This window comes from Tenacibaculum sediminilitoris (assembly GCF_964513795.1).
GTDB classification, from domain to species: Bacteria; Bacteroidota; Bacteroidia; order Flavobacteriales; family Flavobacteriaceae; genus Polaribacter; species Polaribacter sediminilitoris.
This window is the reverse complement of the sequence record NZ_CAZEQR010000011.1, coordinates 115,542-131,717: the sequence shown is the minus strand read 5'-3', so window position 1 is coordinate 131,717 and position 16,176 is coordinate 115,542. Positions and strand designations below refer to the sequence as shown.

Genomic DNA, 16,176 nt, shown 5'->3' with positions numbered 1-16,176 from the left:
AAAATATTAATTTCAAAAAGATATATTTGTAGCGTTATATAAAAATGTATTATGGAAAATAAAATTGAAAAAGATGTTATGAATTGCTCTTTTTGTAAAGAGCAAATTGAAAAAGATGTTGTTTTTTGTTCAAATTGTGGACATCCAGAAAATGGGACAGACAAAGAGAGAGCTCAGTTTTTTGCAAAAAGAGCAATGGAAAAAAGCAAGAATATTGGTGCTGGCGAAAAAATTAAGTCTGCTAGGAATACCTTATTTGTTCTATGCGGAATTATGATTGTATATGGTTTTATTTATTATTTTTCTACAAAAAGTATTCTTGATTTAGGAGTGAATTTTTTTGTAGCTTTAATTTATTTAGCCTTAGCCTTTTGGTCTGAAAAAAAACCTTTCATTGCTTTATTATCAGGACTATTATTGTACCTAACACTAATAATAATTTCAGCTATTATTGACCCTACATCAATAGTTAAGGGAATACTTTGGAAATTTCTTATTATTTCTTACATAGGTAAAGGATTATATTCAGCCTTTGATTTACAAAAGGTTAAAACTGCAAACTCTAACTTGTAGAATGAACCAATGTAGAAATTGTAAAAAAAGATATAAAACTAATGTAAATTTTTGTTCTACTTGTGGAAATCAATTGTTAGAAAAGAAAAGTAATGTAATAGATTTTATTATAGCCTTTTATGTATCTGTAATTGTATTTATAGGGGTTTCTTTTTTTGTTTATGATGGTTATAAAGAAAATATTTGGGTTGAAATTCTAATAGAGAGTTTATTTATCTCTTTAGTTATTGGTTTTTCTTTAGTAAGGAAGAAGGAGATGTTACAATTATATAAATTTCCTAAAATTAATAAGAGCCTTTTATCTCTGTATATTTTAGTAACTATAGTCAATTCTTTTTTAGTTTATTATGGGGTTGAGTTTGTTAATAGTTTAATTAATGATGTTTCTTTAAATTCTTATGAAAGTTATTTATATTTAGATTACCAATTTTTATGGGCTTTAATGTTTATAGCGATACTTCCACCGATATTTGAAGAACTTGCTTTTAGAGGTTTTTTATTTAATTTATTAACCGAAGTAACATCGGTTAAATCAACAATAATAGCAACTTCTTTGTTATTTGCTTTGGTACATTTTTCATTTATATCCTTAATTTGGATTTTTCCTTTTGGTTTGTTTTTAGGCTATTTAAGGTTTAAACATGATTCTTTATGGTTACCTATGCTAATTCATTTTATACATAACCTCTGTGTTTTACTAGTTGATTATTATGCTTTTAATTCATAAAAAAAACCGTTAAACTTTACAGCTTAACGGTTTTTAATTTTTAAGAAGTTGTAAGGGATTATTTTCCTTCCATTTTCTTCTTTAATTCAGCCAATCCACCGATATCTCCTAAAGTAGTTTTTTCTACATCTTGAGCTTTAGCAGCAGCAGCTTTAATGTTCTTTTGTTCTTCTTCTCTAAAGATAGAAGTATGAGAAACAACAATTCTACGGTATTCTTTACTAAATTCAGTTACCTGAAATTTAGCTTCGTCACCTTTAGCTAATTTACCTCCGTCTTCTTTTTCTAAGAAACGAGTTGGAGCGAAAGCTTCAACACCATCAGCAAATACTACAGTTGCACCTTTATCATTCTTCTCTTTAATAGTACCTTCGTGCATAGATCCGATTTTGTACGTAGCTTCATGAGCATCCCAAGGGTTATCTTGAGTTTGCTTATGACCTAAGTTTAATTTACGGTTCTCTACGTCTAATTCTAATACTTGAACTTCTAATTGATCACCAACAGTTACGAAATCTGATGGGTGCTTAATTTTCTTAGTCCAAGATAAATCAGAGATATATACTAATCCATCAATACCTTCTTCTAACTCTACGAATACACCAAAGTTAGTGTAGTTACGTACCGTACCAGTGTGTTTAGAACCTACTGGGTATTTAGTGGTAATATCTGTCCATGGATCTGGGTGTAATTGCTTCATACCTAAAGACATTTTACGCTCCTCACGATCTAATGTTAAGATTTGAGCTTCTACTTCATCACCAACTTTTACGAAATCTTGTGCAGAACGTAAGTGTGTTGACCATGACATTTCAGATACGTGAATTAATCCTTCTACTCCTTCTTCAACCTCTACAAACGCACCATAATCAGCTAAAACAACTACTTTACCTTTTACCTTATCTCCTACTTTTAATTCAGAGTTTAAAGCTTCCCAAGGGTGAGCAGATAATTGTTTTAATCCTAATTGAATTCTAGATTTGTTATCGTCAAAGTCTAAGATTACAACGTTTAATTTTTGATCTAGCTCTACAACTTCGTTCGGGTGGTTGATACGAGACCAAGATAAATCAGTAATATGAACTAATCCGTCAACACCTCCTAAGTCAACAAATACACCATAAGAAGTAATGTTTTTAACAATACCTTCTAGTACTTGTCCTTTTTCTAATTGACCGATAATTTCACGTTTTTGATCTTCTAAATCAGCTTCAATTAACGCTTTATGAGATACTACTACGTTTTTAAATTCGTGGTTGATTTTCACAACTTTGAATTCCATAGTTTTCTCTACATATTGATCGTAGTCACGGATAGGCTTCACATCAATTTGAGAACCTGGTAAGAATGCTTCAATACCAAATACATCAACGATCATACCTCCACGAGTTCTACACTTCACAAAACCGTTAACAATTTCACCAGTTTCGTGTGCGTTGTTAACACGATCCCAAGCTTTGATTACACGTGCTTTTTTGTGAGATAATACTAATTGACCTGAAGAATCTTCTCTTTTGTCAACTAATACTTCTACTTTGTCTCCAACAGCTAAATTTGGGTTGTAACGGAATTCGTTTAACGAAATTACACCTTCAGACTTAGAGTTGATGTCGATAATAGCATCACGATCTGTGATACGTACTACTTCACCTTCGATAACATCACGCTCGTTTACGAACCCTACAGTACCTTCTAAGGCTTTTTCAAATTCTTGTAATTTAGACTCATCAACTTCGTCAATACCTTCTTCGTATTTATGCCAGTTAAAAGTTGCTAAAAATTGTGCTGGATTTACAGCTTCTGCTGTGTTCTTTGTTTCTTCAGACATGTCTGAAATAAATATTTGTATCTTTTTGTTAATCAGATTTTTAACGACACTAACGCCAAGAGAAATTAAACTTAATAAATATTATTTTCTACCCTTTTTAAATCTGTACTCGTAAAAAGGCGTGCAAATTTACGAATAATTCTTGAAGTAACCTAAAATGTTTTGGTTTTTAGAGGGTTAAAGGAATTTAAGATATCACTTAAGTATTGGTACCTATCGAAGAAAAAAATATTATTCTTTTTTAATTAAATCATATTATAATCAAGATAGTGAGGTTAGTAATTCAAAAATTAAGGATAAACTAAACATTATTCCTCTTCTTTTATTTCTACCTTAAACAAGGTATCAAAAACTTCAAAAATACTCTCAGCTTCTTTTTTTCGTACCGAGATGGTGTATTCGCAGTCTAATTCTAATTTTTGATTGATAATATCTAGATTTCGTTCTTTAATAATACGTTGCACTTTGTTCATCATATCATATCCAAACCTTAACTTATAGTGAATATCTATAGTTTTCTCAATAATTTCTGAAGCTTCTAAAGCTAGTTGAGCTGAAGATCGATAGGCATTAATTAATCCTCCCACTCCTAGTTTTGTTCCACCAAAATAGCGTACCGAAACAATTAAAATATTGGTAACCTCAAAAGATTGTATTTGTCCATAAATTGGCTGACCTGCAGAATTGCTAGGCTCACCATCGTCATTCGCTCTAAATCGGATTTTTTCAGTTCCTAATTGCCATGCATAGCAATGATGACGTGCTGTATGATGTTGTTTTCGAAGTTCTTCTAAACGTTCTTTAATATCTTCTTCAGAAAAAACAGGAAAAGCATACCCGAAAAATTTACTATTTCGGTCTTTAAATAAGGTTTCTTCTGAAGGTTTTGTTATTGTTTTATAGGTGTCTTTAATTTCACTCATCATGCAATAGTAACCAAAATAATTCCGAGAATAGCTAAGGCAACTCCTATTTTATTTTTTATGCTAAAATATTCTTTGAATAAAAAGAAGCCTACAATGGTAGAAACTACCACAACTCCTACATTATTAATTGTAAATAGAGTAGAACTTTCGATACCTTTATTTTGTAAGGCTTTTATTAAAAATACTATTGAATAATAATTAGGAATACCTAAAGCAATACCTGCTAATACATTTTTAAACTCCAATTTTTGAGGTGATGAGAATTGTTGTGCTAATAAAATTAGTATTCCAAAAATTGCTGCAAACCCAAATAAGCTTCCTGAGAAAAAATCTACATCATTAACTTTTACAAAATTGGTTTCTACATATTTTATCGTAGTATCTATAATTCCAGATCCTAAAAATAGTAATGTAGGAAATAATAAACCTGCGCTTGTTTTTTCTTTTTCTTCTTTTACTGAAGATAAATAGACTGCTACCAATGCTATAATAATTCCAATAACTTTAAGTGTAGTAACACTTTCTTTGTATAATACAATACCAAATATAATAGGAACTACTACAGACATTTTTCCTGCAACAGAGGCTACAGCTACTCCATTTTTTTGAGCAGTAATTGCCATAACAAAGAAAATTAATATAAAGAGCAACCCCAAAAGCATAGCCCCATAAACCCATTGTTGAGAGGGAATTGTTGCTAGTTTATTAAAGGTGTTGGCAGAAAACATTCCTAAACCGAATGCTACAAGATAATTTACTACTATAGCCTGTAAGGTGTTTACTTTATACTTTTCAAAGTATTTAAAAATAACAAACAACGAGGTAGAAAAAAAAACACTAAGGAGTAAGTATACCATACTAATTAAAAGCTTCTTTAGTCAATAAATTAACTACATCTTCTGTTTTCGGACAATTATTCCATACATGAATTCCTAACTGTTTTGCAGCCTCTGTATTTTCTTTGGTGTCATCTATAAAAAAAGTTTCAGAAGGTTGTAAATCGTTTTTTTGTAATACAAATTCAAAGATATTTGTATTGGGTTTTCTAAGGTTAATTTCGTGTGATAAGTAGAATTTTTCAAAACAATTTTTAAATTCATCATATAATTCTTTACCCCAATCATTCTGAATCCATGAAATATGTAAGTCGTTAGTGTTACTCAATAAAAACAACCTGTATCGATTACTAGTAGCTAATTCTTTCAAAAAGCTCAATCGATGCTTAGGAAAATCTAATAATATTGCATTCCACGAACGGATTAAATCTTTTTTTGAAATATTGAATTTATCATGAAAAAAAGACACAAAATTATCGGTTGAAATTAATCCCATTTCATACTGATAATATTGCTGTATCATCTCTTCAGAAATTTCAGTAACTCCTAACTTTGCTAATTCTTTATATGTTGCTTCTTTGTCTAAATTGATGAATACATCACCAAAATCAAAAATGATGTTTTTAATCATTCCTATATATTCTTAAAATATCGTTATCTATTTTTTCTTCTGAAGATAGCCTAGCGTTAAAAATTGGATGCTTTACTCCTCCTCTCAAAACTACATCACCAATAAAAACCCTAGCTTCATCCCATAAATTTGCATCGATAAATGTTTGTAATGTTTTAGCACCACCTTCTATAATTACCGATTGTATTTGGTGTTTATGTAGTACCTCACAGATTTGTTCTGCTACTCGAGAAGAAAAATCGATTTGTTCGTAAATGAGTGCGTGAGATTTCTCACTATCGTTCGAAATGACATCTGCCTCCTTCTCTACTTCTGTAACAACTATTGTTTGAATATTTCCATCAAAAACAGTTGATTTTGTAGGTATTCTTAAGCTTTTATCAATAACAACTCTTATAGGATTATTTCCTTTCCAACTACGAACTGTCAATGACGGGTTATCTGCAATTACCGTATTAGTTCCCACTAAAATAGCATGCTCCTCACTACGCCATTTGTGCACTAGCTGTTGAGAATATTTATTAGAAATCCATACAGGCTTTTGTTCATTTTTTGTAAGTGGAGCTATAAATCCGTCTTTAGTTTCGGCCCATTTTAAAATGATATATGGGCGTTTTTTATTTTGAACGGTAAAAAAACGTTTATGATGTTTTTTACAAGCCTCTTCACAAACACCAACTACCACATTTCTACCAGCTTGTTTAAGTCGCTCGATACCTTTACCTGCCACCAAGTTATTGGTATCTACACAACCTATAACAACGTTAGGTATCCCTTTCTCTATTATTAAATCTGCACAAGGAGGTGTTTTTCCATGATGTGAACAAGGTTCTAGTGTAACATAAATAGTTGCCTCTTTTAGTAATTCATGATTTTGAACTGAGTTGATAGCATTTACTTCTGCATGCGATCCACTATAAGGAGAGGTAAAACCTTCTCCAATTATTTTGTTTTTATGTACAATCACTGCTCCAACAGAAGGATTTGGCCTTGTGGTTCCTATTCCTTTTTTAGCTAACTCTAAACAACGTACTATATAAACTTCGTGATTCACAACTTTAAAATTTAATTTTTATATCCTCTACTTTATCAATAGGGTATACATGTGAAAAACCTAAAAATTTATATTTTAAAGCTCCTTTGAAATGAATTTTTAGACGCTGATTTATCAACGAGTTTAACAACCCTCCTAAAATTCCGTTTTTATTATTTTCAAATACTTTTTTAGCAGGAATTACCACTTTTAACGGAATATGAAATTCTTTACGAGCTGGAACTTTAAATTCTTTTGAAGAAACTTGCGCTACTTCTACTTCATCAATTAACACTTTTATTTTATCAGTCGCAATTTTACCACCTATATCGTTTGGATTTTTAAAATAAGCGTTAGCACCCATTCTTATAGTATCAGTAGAAGCCGATAAAAGTTTAATATCATCAACTTTTAAAAAGATTGGCTTTTGTTTTACTGAGCAACTAATTATTAATAATAAAAAAGGTAAAAAATAAATGATTTTCTTCATGAAAATTCGTGTTTTTTGGGTACTTTGCTCCTGCAAAAGTACTATATTCCTATGACTCCTTCTGATTTTATTATTAGAGAAATAAAACTACAAGATAATACCGAAATGGCTAATGTAATTCGGGAGGTATTAATTGAACTTGGCGCTCCTAAAGTAGGTACAGCTTATGAAGATAAAGCCACCGATGCAATGTATGAGAACTACCAAAAAGATAAAGCAGGATATTTTGTTGTTGAATATCAAGGTATAATTGTTGGTGGTGCAGGTTTTGCTCAATTAGATAATTTTGAAGGAAATATTTGTGAGCTACAAAAAATGTATTTTTTACCAATAGCTAGAGGTAAAGGTATTGGTAGTAAACTAATAAATTTTTGTATGAATAAAGCTAAAAAACAAGGATTTAAACAGTGCTATTTAGAAACTTTACCATACATGAAAGCAGCCACAACTCTATATAGAAAAAATGGTTTTATTGATTTAGAAGAACCGTTAGGTAATACAGGGCATTACTCTTGTAATGTATGGATGCTAAAAGATTTGTAAAATTATTTTACAGAAACAAGATTATACAATGCAATTAAAACAATACAAATCATATTTTTCTGAGCAGTTAAAATCAATTTATCCTCAAACAGAAATTGATTCGTTTTTCTATTTATTAATAGAAGAATATGTAAACCTCAAACGTATAGATATTACATTACGACCTGATTTTGAAATTTCTTCTGAGAAGAAAACATTATTAGATACAATTTTAGTTCAATTAAAAAAAGAAGAACCTGTTCAATATATACTGGGTAAAACAGAGTTTTATGGACTTCCTTTTGAGGTTAATGAAAGTACATTGATTCCTCGCCCTGAAACTGAAGAACTTGTTGAATGGATTCTAGAAGAGACCAATATAAATGACAAACTTAATATTTTAGATATAGGTACAGGTACGGGTTGTATTTCTATCAGCTTAAAAAAACATCTGCCAAATGCAACTATTAGTGCAATTGACATTTCAAAAGAAGCACTAACGGTTGCCAAAAAAAATGCAATACTAAATAACGTTGATATATCTTTCATACAACAAGATATTCTAACAGCTGAAGAGTTAAACGATAAATTCGATGTTATTGTTTCCAATCCACCTTATGTATGTGAATTAGAAAAAGCAGCAATAAAAAAGAATGTATTAGATAATGAACCACACTTGGCATTGTTCGTTGAAAATGATAATCCTTTAGTTTTTTATGAAAAAATAGCTTATTTAGCCAAGGTTCATTTGAAAGAAAAAGGAATGCTATTCTTTGAAATTAATCAATATCTAGGAAAAGAAACTGTTAAAATGCTTAAAAACAAGGGTTTTACACAAGTTAAACTACAAAAAGACTTATTCGGTAATGACAGAATGATAAAAACTATTTTTAAATAAAACGACATTATTTTTTTATCCTTTTTTTTTATCCCTTTTTTTTTCATATGTTTGTTACAAGACCTACCAGATTTATTATAATTATTTCTATTGAAATTTTGATTAAGATTTTCATTAAAATTAATGCATCACAACCAGAAGTATTATTGAAAAGCTAAAAATTAAATTATAAATCTATAAATACATAACAACCCCCATTGTCAATGAAAAAAACAGATTTACAAGGACTTATACAAGAAACCAAAGCAGAAAAAGGCCTTATATTTAATTCCGAAGGTTATGTCATAGACTCTTACGGAATGACTAGGGATAATAACGCCGCAGCAATGGCAAATGTCATTGTAACCATGTCTAATGAATTTTTTCAGGATACCTTAGCGACAGAAAGCCTGAAGCAAGTAGTTTTAACTTCAGATGAGGGATTAGCTATAATAAATAAATTAGATGACGATCATATTGTTTGTTTACTAACAAATGACATTTCTAAAGCGGCAATGATAAAACTATCATTACGGAAAATAGTACTTCAATAAGACACAAAATCTTTTTATTAATTATGACTTTTTACTATGAAAGAAATTCTTAAAGATCTTATAAAAAACTTAAAACAACATTCTCAGGTTTATTGCTGTATCGGTTACAGATGTTAGCTCCAGAGAAACATTTGATTCGTTTACGACGGATGAAAATTTTGATCCTAGTTTAGCTTCAGCTTATAATCTAGAAATTGTAAAAGCTAAATTAAAAGCAATTGAAGCTTTGAACTCGACTGAAGAAATCCAAGATATTACAATTACCTGTCAAGTCAGTTTCACATTATTAATGTAGCCCCCTAGCGGTACTTATTTTATTTATTTAGCCATAGACTCAAAAAAAGCTAGTTTAAGTATGACTTAAGCCTTGTTAAACAAATATAAAGTATAGTTAAAAAATGCTTTATAAAAAAATACCTTATTATGAAAAACACCAATCATTTATCTATAGATAAACCTTTGAAAAAACACCTAAACAAAATTCTAAAAGAATTTAGAAAATATAGATTTTCTGAAGCAGATATAGTACCCTCTGAAAGAAAAAATAAAAAATCTCTTTTCAATAGACTATTCAACTAATATGGCACTATGGGAGATTTAATGAGAAGTTTCTTTTAACCATTGTTCAAAAAATAAGATTAAGCAGAGAATTTTGGTCGCAAAAATTTAGCAACTATTTTCCTCATACATTTTTTTGTTACCTTATTTCGCTTCTAATTTTGTGAAATTAAATGTTTAACCCCCTAATAATTAGTAAATTATGAGTAACACAAGACCAGTACCAATCAATGAAGAAAAAGCTTGGGACAAAACTAAAATCATCAAAAGTAAAACCGATGAAGTAGGTACCATTAATTATGTTAATAATGTTTTTATTGATGTAAGCGAGTACAATAAAGAGGAACTTATGGGACAGCCCCATAACATACTAAGGCATCCTGATATGCCTAAAGTAATATTCAAAACCCTGTGGGATAATCTGAAAAAAGGAAACAATTTTAACGCAGTGGTAAAGAACCTTACAAAGACAGGTAAATATTATTGGATTGTAACAAACTTCGATATCTTCAAAGATTCTTCAGGAACACCAACTTCTTTCCTAGGAGCAAGAAGCTCAGTGCCTGATGCAGTTGTAGAGACCATCACGCCTTTATATGAAAAACTGATTGAACTTGAAACTTCAGGAGGTATTGAAGAAAGTGAAAAGTATTTAAATGAATATGTAGCTGACAAAGGAGGAGACTACGTTTCATTTATTAAAAAAATACTATCTGATCAAGGAGTAGATGTTAGTTCTTGGTAGAAATAGAATAAAAATTATTAAATAAAAAACAAAAAATTATGAACTTAGATGATATAAAAAAATACTCACAAACAATTGGCGAAGAACTTTCTGGTATTATATCAATTTCAGTAATTACTGCAGATGATGGTATGGTGGTTGATTATTTTAGTACAGACCAAAATATAGACAACCAATTAGCAGCTTCTTTTCAAGTAGAGGTTTTGAGACAGATTACAAGAGGATTAAATTATATTGATAATCTAGAAAATAAAGAAATCTTAAACCTAAATTTTAGTTTGGAAGAACAAACACATTTTGTTTTTCTTTCTGGTTCTAAAGACCTTATTGTTCACATAGTAGCAGATAGTAAAGAAACTAATGTTGGTATGGTAAACATATTCCATAAAAAGAATAAGCAATTATTGGGGTAACATAAGAGTTTGATGTTTTTCTAATGATAGTGTCGAAATAAATGATGCATTTATTTCTATAAAAGAGAAATCAATTTTTATTTTTCCCCTTATTTCGACACTTCAATTTATTATCAAAACTCATGTATAAACTTAACATGTTAAAAGCTATGGTACTACTAATTTTGTAAAATATAGTATTAAAAGTGCTTCACAGCGCTTTTTTTATGCTTTTACATGTAGCTGTTAATCGCTCTATGAACTGTATTATTTCTTCTTTAGTATAACTGGCAAAACCAATTCGTATGCCATTGTGTTTCTTGTTCGCTAGATCGTAACGTTGCCACTCCCCTATTACTAACTTATGTTTTATTGCCTCTTCTGACACCTGTGTCCAAGAGTATTGTTTATTCAAACGCAGCCATACAGCCATTCCTCCTTTAGGTACATTAAACTGAAAATAATCACTTAATTCTTCTTTTAGCAACTTGCAAAACAGGTCTCGGCGTTGTAGATATATTTTCATCAACTTACGTATGTGCCTATCTAAATCACCAGATTTAATAAATTCAGCAAAAGTTAGTTCAAGTAAAGCATCTCCTTGCCTATCAATATAACCTCTTAGTTTAGCTGCTTCATTTACAAAATTTTCCGAAGCTACTAAATATCCAACTCTAAATACAGGAGCAACGGTTTTACAAACAGAACCTATATAAATTACATTTCCAGAAATATTGTGACTTGCTAAGGGTAAAATTGGAGCATGATTGTAATTAAAATCATAGTCATAATCATCTTCAATAATGGCAAAATTGTATTTCTGAGCTAGATTTAATAAGTGAATTCTTCTTTCAGCAGATAAAGTAACAGTTGTAGGATGATGATGGTGAGAAGTAATATAAACTGCTTTTATAGATTGTTTTTTACAGAATTTTTCAAGTTGGTCAATTACAAGTCCGTTTTCATCAACTGAAACCCTTTTAATTTGTGCCTTTTGATATTGAAAAGTTATATCAGCAGAAGAATAATTTGTCTCTCCAACAACTATAATGTCATTTTCTTTCAAGAGTAATTGAGAAGATAACCACATTCCCATTTGACTACCTCGAGTGATTAAAATGTTTTCCTTGGTTATTTTTAAACCGCGAGAATTATTTAAATACATAGCTAGTACTTCTCTCAATTTTATATTTCCGTGTGTAGAGTTATAATCTAAAAAAGTATAAATATTCTTTTTAGAAGCTATTTTCCTATAAATTCTAGCAATTTCTTCTGTTGGAGTAAGTCGTGTGTCTGAGGTACCATCGTTAACATACATAAATCCATTTCTTTTCTCTGTAATTTTCTTTAAAAGATGGTTATTTTCATAAAAACTAAACCCTGAATTTTGTCTTTTAAAAGCTTTAGTTGCATTTGTTAATGTAATTTTTTGAATAATAGGTAGCTTTTTATTTACAAAGGTTCCTTTTTTAGGAACGCTTTCTACCCAACCTTGTAGTAATAATTCTTCATAACAAGCAACGATAGTTTTTCTATGTACTTTTAGCAAGTCAGCCAAAGTTCTAGAACCTACTAGTTTTGTTCCTGGTATAATCTTTCCTTCTCTAATTAGTAGAATAAATTGATTTGCTAATTGTAAGTATAAAGGTTCTTTAATGCTTTTGTTAAATTTTAATGAGGTTTTATAAGGAAACATCTGGACTACTAATTATTTAAAATCTGGATTAATATTATAGACCATAAATATAATATATTTGAAAAAACAATAACTTAAATGATGAAAAGACAAGAATTAAAACCCACAGAGTATAACGACTATTATGCAGGATATTTATCTAAAGTATTAGATAGTACAACTTTAAAAGAAGGGTTTAAAAAAGACAAAGAAGAGGTAATAAATTTTTTCTCTTCTATTTCAAAAGACAAGCTAGAATATCGTTATCAACCAGAAAAATGGAGTATAAAAGAAGTATTACAACACATAATTGATACTGAACGTGTTTTTATGTATCGTATACTACGAATTGCTAGAAAAGATATGACTCCTATTGAAGGTTTTGATCAAGATATTTATATAAAACCATCAGGAGCTGATAGTAAAACAATAGAAGCTTTATTGGAAGAGTTTAAGACCACCCGCTCATATTCAATTAACTTATTAAACAGTATCTCCAATGAAAATTTATGCAATGTTGGAGTAGCAAACAATTCTCCTGCTTCAGCAAGAGCTTGTGCTTTTATCTTATTAGGTCATAGTGTTTGGCATATGGATATTATTAAAGAGCGTTACTTATAACCTTTACAAGATAAGCCTGAATAAAAAACTTAAAATGTTAGAGATTAGACCTAATTGTGAACATTGCGGTAAAGATTTACCAAATACTTCTACCGAAGCAATGATTTGTAGTTTCGAATGTACTTACTGTAAAGATTGCGCTATAAATCTATTCGAAAATGTATGTCCAACATGCTCTGGTAATTTTGTTCCTAGACCTATTAGACCTAAAAAATTTATAGATAGACATCCCACATCTACAAAAAAAGTTTATGCCCCAAAGAATATAGATAAAACAAAAGAAAAACGCTTGAAGTTTAAAGATGTTTTACCTAAAAACAGATAACAAATGAAAGAGTATCAAAAATCAAAATTAAACAGAGTTAAAAGAGGTCATAATAGAGCTGTATATGACGTTGAAAAAATCAACACCATTTTAGATGCAGGTTTTATAGGTTTTGTAAGTTATATATATGAAGAAAAAGCCATCTCTTTACCTATGGCCTATGGAAGGAATGGTGATAAAATATACTTACACAGTTCGCAAGCCAATAGAATGTTATTATCGCTTTTAGATGCTGGAGAAATGAGTATGACAGTAATGCATTTAGACGCTTTAGTGTTAGCTCGTTCAGGGTTACACCATTCAGTAAATTACCGTTCTGCTACAGTGTTTGGTTCAGTAAAAGAAATAAAAACCTCTAAAGAAAAAGAAACAGCTTTACATTGCTTTATGGAACATATGATGAAAGGTCGTTGGGATGGTATTAGACCTATAAAACCTGAAGAATTAGAACGAACATTAGTGGTAGAAATGACTATTGAAACAGCCTCTGCTAAAGTTAGAGATGTTGGTGTAAATGATGAACCAGAAGATTATAATTTACCTATTTGGGCGGGCTTGGTTCCTCTAAAACAGATAGCACTCCCTCCTATTTCTGATAAAGATTTAAAAGAGAGGCTTCAGATACCAAATCACGTAATTAAGTATTATAACATGCATAAATAAACATTTTATAGCTATAAAAGTAATATTACATTGCATAGATGAAAAAACACGATGTTATTATCCTTACAGATAAAAGGTATATAAATCCTAAAGTGATTAATAATTATATTCAAAATGTATTAGATGAAGATAATTATGTAAAGGTTGCTCTTGAAAATCAAGGTTTAAAAGTAGCTCGTCTTTCTTGGGATGATCAAAACTTTGATTGGTCTACAACACATTATGTTTTGTTTAGAACTACTTGGGATTATTTTGATCGATTTCTTGAGTTTTCCAAATGGCTAAACACTATAAGTAAACAAACAACACTATTAAATTCAGAAAAAATTATTCGTTGGAATATTGATAAACACTATTTACAAGATTTACAACAAAACGGTGTGTATATTTGTGAGTCTTACTTTATAGAAAAAGGAACTCAAACCACATTAAAAGAAATTTCGAAAAATTACAATTTAACCGAATTTGTTTTAAAGCCCTGTATTTCAGGAGCTGCAAGGCATACATATAAAATTCATTTAGAAAGCATTATCGAGTATGAAGCTATTTTTTCAAAATTAATAATTAATGAGGCAATGATTATACAGCCATTCCAATACAATATCGTTGAGAAAGGAGAAATTTCGTTAATGGTTATAAATGGTAAATTTACACATTCCGTTTTAAAAAAAGCTAAGTCAGGAGATTTTAGGGTACAAGATGATTTTGGAGGCTCGGTTCACAACTACACTCCAACCAAAGAAGAAATTATGTTTGCTGAAAATGTTGTAAAAGCTTGTGTAGAACCTCCTATTTATGCTAGAGTAGATGTTTTTACTGATAATAATGGTAAATTAGCAATTGCAGAGTTAGAATTAATAGAACCTGAATTGTGGTTTAGAAATTGTCCAGCTGCGGCTGATAAATTAGCTAAAGGAATCAAACAATTAATAAGTAAATAAACAATTGACTTAAAATGGTTAATGAAACTATACGAAAGATAGAATTAAATAAGTTTAATAATGAACTAGGATTTAAAATGGCCCTTGCCATAATTAATCTTTCAAAAAAAAGAAATCAAAATATAGCGGTAGCTATTGACAGGTTGAATTATACTGTATTTTTATTTGTTGATGATAATTTATCTTCAGACAACCAAAATTGGTTAAGAAGAAAAGCAAATGTAGCTAAGCGATTTGAAGAAAGCTCTTTAAGTGTAAAGTATGACTTAGCTAACGGAAACATGAATCTTGAAGAAACTTTTGCTTTGAATTCAAAAGACTTCCTTGCTAAAGGAGGTGCTATCCCAGTTTTTGTAAAAGATGCAGGAATGATAGCGGTTATAACAGTTTCTGGACTTAAAGACGAAGAAGATCATAAAATTATTATTGATGCTCTTAAAGGAGAGTTTATTGATTGATACAAATAAAATTTTTAACCATTTAATGTAATTTAATAATATTTCAAATATGAAAAAAACACTCAAAGCTTTAGGAGCATTATTACTTATTGGTGCTGTGGCACTTGCTGTAGTATATTTTACGAGTAATGAAAGTTTACCTAAGGGTAAACAAGGACCCAAAGCAGATGATTTAGCGACAAAAATGCTTAAGTCATTAAATTATAAAGCTTATAAAAACACACGCTTTATAGAATGGAGCTTTAGAGGAAAACACTTTTATAAATGGGATAAACAAGAAGATATTGTAGAAGTATCTTGGAATGTTAATAAAGTAACATTGCACACTAAGAATCCAGAAAAAAGTGTTGTTCTTGTTGATGGAAAAAAAGTAGAAAATAAGGAGATACTTCAAAATGCGATAGATTATTTTAATAATGATAGTTTTTGGCTAGTAGCACCATACAAAGTTTTCGAAAGCGGAATTGAAAGAAGAATAGTTATGTATGAAGGAAAAGAAGCCTTATTAATTACTTATACTACAGGAGGGTCAACTCCAGGAGATTCTTATTTATGGATTTTAGAAGATACCGGAATGCCTATAAGTTATAAAATGTGGGTGTCTATTATCCCAACTGGTGGAATGGAAGCTACTTGGAGCGATTGGATTAGAACAGAATCAGGAGCAGTATTACCAACAAAGCACGAAATGTCGGTTGGTACATTAGATATGGGGAATGTAAAAGCTTACAATTAAATTTACAGTAACTTAAACAAAACTAAAAGAGCAGCAAAAAATTGCTGCTCTTTTAGTTTTATATT

General features: G+C 30.1%; 20 protein-coding genes. 13 read left to right on the top strand and 7 right to left on the bottom strand.

Annotated features, from left to right (window positions below):
- The first annotated feature begins 51 nt into the window (after positions 1 to 51).
- Complete coding sequence (locus ACKTSW_RS04415) at positions 52 to 573, top strand: hypothetical protein (RefSeq protein ID WP_408024066.1); 522 nt, start codon at positions 52 to 54, stop codon at positions 571 to 573.
- A 1-nt stretch (position 574) separates the two neighbouring features.
- Positions 575 to 1,300, top strand: a complete 726-nt coding sequence (locus tag ACKTSW_RS04410) for a CPBP family intramembrane glutamic endopeptidase (protein WP_408024065.1) — start codon at positions 575 to 577, stop codon at positions 1,298 to 1,300.
- A gap of 58 nt (positions 1,301 to 1,358) precedes the next feature.
- On the opposite strand, the gene rpsA is transcribed toward ACKTSW_RS04410, so the two are convergent.
- The 6 genes from rpsA to ACKTSW_RS04380 form a co-directional block, all read right to left on the bottom strand.
- Positions 1,359 to 3,128, bottom strand: a complete 1,770-nt coding sequence (rpsA, locus tag ACKTSW_RS04405) for a 30S ribosomal protein S1 (protein ID WP_408024064.1) — start codon at positions 3,126 to 3,128, stop codon at positions 1,359 to 1,361.
- A gap of 308 nt (positions 3,129 to 3,436) precedes the next feature.
- Positions 3,437 to 4,051, bottom strand: coding sequence for an IMPACT family protein (locus tag ACKTSW_RS04400; RefSeq protein ID WP_408024063.1), 615 nt, complete (start codon positions 4,049 to 4,051; stop codon positions 3,437 to 3,439).
- Positions 4,051 to 4,911: a GRP family sugar transporter gene (locus ACKTSW_RS04395; RefSeq protein WP_408024062.1), complete on the bottom strand. Its 861-nt coding sequence runs from the start codon at positions 4,909 to 4,911 to the stop codon at positions 4,051 to 4,053. Before ACKTSW_RS04395 ends, ACKTSW_RS04400 begins: the two co-directional genes overlap by 1 nt.
- 1 nt (position 4,912) lies before the next feature.
- Entirely contained in the window at positions 4,913 to 5,521 is a 609-nt protein-coding gene (locus ACKTSW_RS04390; RefSeq protein WP_408024061.1) for an HAD-IA family hydrolase, read from the bottom strand.
- Positions 5,514 to 6,575 (bottom strand): bifunctional diaminohydroxyphosphoribosylaminopyrimidine deaminase/5-amino-6-(5-phosphoribosylamino)uracil reductase RibD, encoded by a 1,062-nt coding sequence (ribD, locus tag ACKTSW_RS04385; RefSeq protein ID WP_408024060.1) that lies wholly within the window; start codon positions 6,573 to 6,575, stop codon positions 5,514 to 5,516. Before ribD ends, ACKTSW_RS04390 begins: the two co-directional genes overlap by 8 nt.
- 4 nt (positions 6,576 to 6,579) lie before the next feature.
- A complete protein-coding gene (locus ACKTSW_RS04380; protein ID WP_408024059.1) occupies positions 6,580 to 7,044 on the bottom strand; it encodes an LEA type 2 family protein in 465 nt (154 codons plus the stop codon).
- A 51-nt stretch (positions 7,045 to 7,095) separates the two neighbouring features.
- Here ACKTSW_RS04380 and ACKTSW_RS04375 point away from each other — a divergent pair, with 51 nt between their 5' ends.
- From ACKTSW_RS04375 to ACKTSW_RS04355, 5 genes are all read left to right on the top strand, one after another.
- Complete coding sequence (locus ACKTSW_RS04375) at positions 7,096 to 7,587, top strand: GNAT family N-acetyltransferase (RefSeq protein ID WP_408024272.1); 492 nt, start codon at positions 7,096 to 7,098, stop codon at positions 7,585 to 7,587.
- 28 nt (positions 7,588 to 7,615) lie between these two features.
- Positions 7,616 to 8,464 carry a peptide chain release factor N(5)-glutamine methyltransferase gene (prmC, locus tag ACKTSW_RS04370; protein ID WP_408024058.1) on the top strand — a complete coding sequence of 283 codons (849 nt, stop codon included), beginning with the start codon at positions 7,616 to 7,618 and terminating at the stop codon, positions 8,462 to 8,464.
- Between the two features lie 203 nt (positions 8,465 to 8,667).
- Positions 8,668 to 8,997 (top strand): roadblock/LC7 domain-containing protein, encoded by a 330-nt coding sequence (locus ACKTSW_RS04365; protein ID WP_408024057.1) that lies wholly within the window; start codon positions 8,668 to 8,670, stop codon positions 8,995 to 8,997.
- A 760-nt stretch (positions 8,998 to 9,757) separates the two neighbouring features.
- Positions 9,758 to 10,300, top strand: coding sequence for a PAS domain-containing protein (locus ACKTSW_RS04360; RefSeq protein WP_408024056.1), 543 nt, complete (start codon positions 9,758 to 9,760; stop codon positions 10,298 to 10,300).
- 38 nt (positions 10,301 to 10,338) lie between these two features.
- The gene (locus tag ACKTSW_RS04355; RefSeq protein WP_408024055.1) at positions 10,339 to 10,713 is read left to right on the top strand and encodes a hypothetical protein; all 375 of its coding nucleotides are present in this window, start codon (positions 10,339 to 10,341) and stop codon (positions 10,711 to 10,713) included.
- A gap of 190 nt (positions 10,714 to 10,903) precedes the next feature.
- Here ACKTSW_RS04355 and pdxR read toward each other — a convergent pair whose 3' ends face one another.
- The gene (gene pdxR / locus ACKTSW_RS04350; RefSeq protein ID WP_408024054.1) at positions 10,904 to 12,388 is read right to left on the bottom strand and encodes a MocR-like pyridoxine biosynthesis transcription factor PdxR; all 1,485 of its coding nucleotides are present in this window, start codon (positions 12,386 to 12,388) and stop codon (positions 10,904 to 10,906) included.
- Positions 12,389 to 12,466: 78 nt separating this feature from the next.
- Between pdxR and ACKTSW_RS04345 the strand changes: the two genes are divergently transcribed.
- The 6 genes from ACKTSW_RS04345 to ACKTSW_RS04320 are packed head-to-tail and all read left to right on the top strand — an operon-like array spanning position 12,467 to position 16,111.
- Entirely contained in the window at positions 12,467 to 12,988 is a 522-nt protein-coding gene (locus ACKTSW_RS04345; protein WP_408024053.1) for a DinB family protein, read from the top strand.
- Between the two features lie 34 nt (positions 12,989 to 13,022).
- Positions 13,023 to 13,313 (top strand): DUF1272 domain-containing protein, encoded by a 291-nt coding sequence (locus ACKTSW_RS04340; RefSeq protein WP_408024052.1) that lies wholly within the window; start codon positions 13,023 to 13,025, stop codon positions 13,311 to 13,313.
- Between the two features lie 3 nt (positions 13,314 to 13,316).
- The gene (locus ACKTSW_RS04335) at positions 13,317 to 13,976 is read left to right on the top strand and encodes a pyridoxamine 5'-phosphate oxidase family protein (RefSeq protein WP_408024051.1); all 660 of its coding nucleotides are present in this window, start codon (positions 13,317 to 13,319) and stop codon (positions 13,974 to 13,976) included.
- Positions 13,977 to 14,014: 38 nt separating this feature from the next.
- A complete protein-coding gene (locus ACKTSW_RS04330; RefSeq protein ID WP_408024050.1) occupies positions 14,015 to 14,917 on the top strand; it encodes an ATP-grasp domain-containing protein in 903 nt (300 codons plus the stop codon).
- A gap of 14 nt (positions 14,918 to 14,931) precedes the next feature.
- Positions 14,932 to 15,375: a heme-binding protein gene (locus tag ACKTSW_RS04325; protein WP_408024049.1), complete on the top strand. Its 444-nt coding sequence runs from the start codon at positions 14,932 to 14,934 to the stop codon at positions 15,373 to 15,375.
- Positions 15,376 to 15,424: 49 nt separating this feature from the next.
- On the top strand, positions 15,425 to 16,111 hold the full coding sequence (locus ACKTSW_RS04320) for a hypothetical protein (RefSeq protein ID WP_408024048.1): 687 nt from the start codon (positions 15,425 to 15,427) through the stop codon (positions 16,109 to 16,111).
- Positions 16,112 to 16,176: the final 65 nt, after the last annotated feature.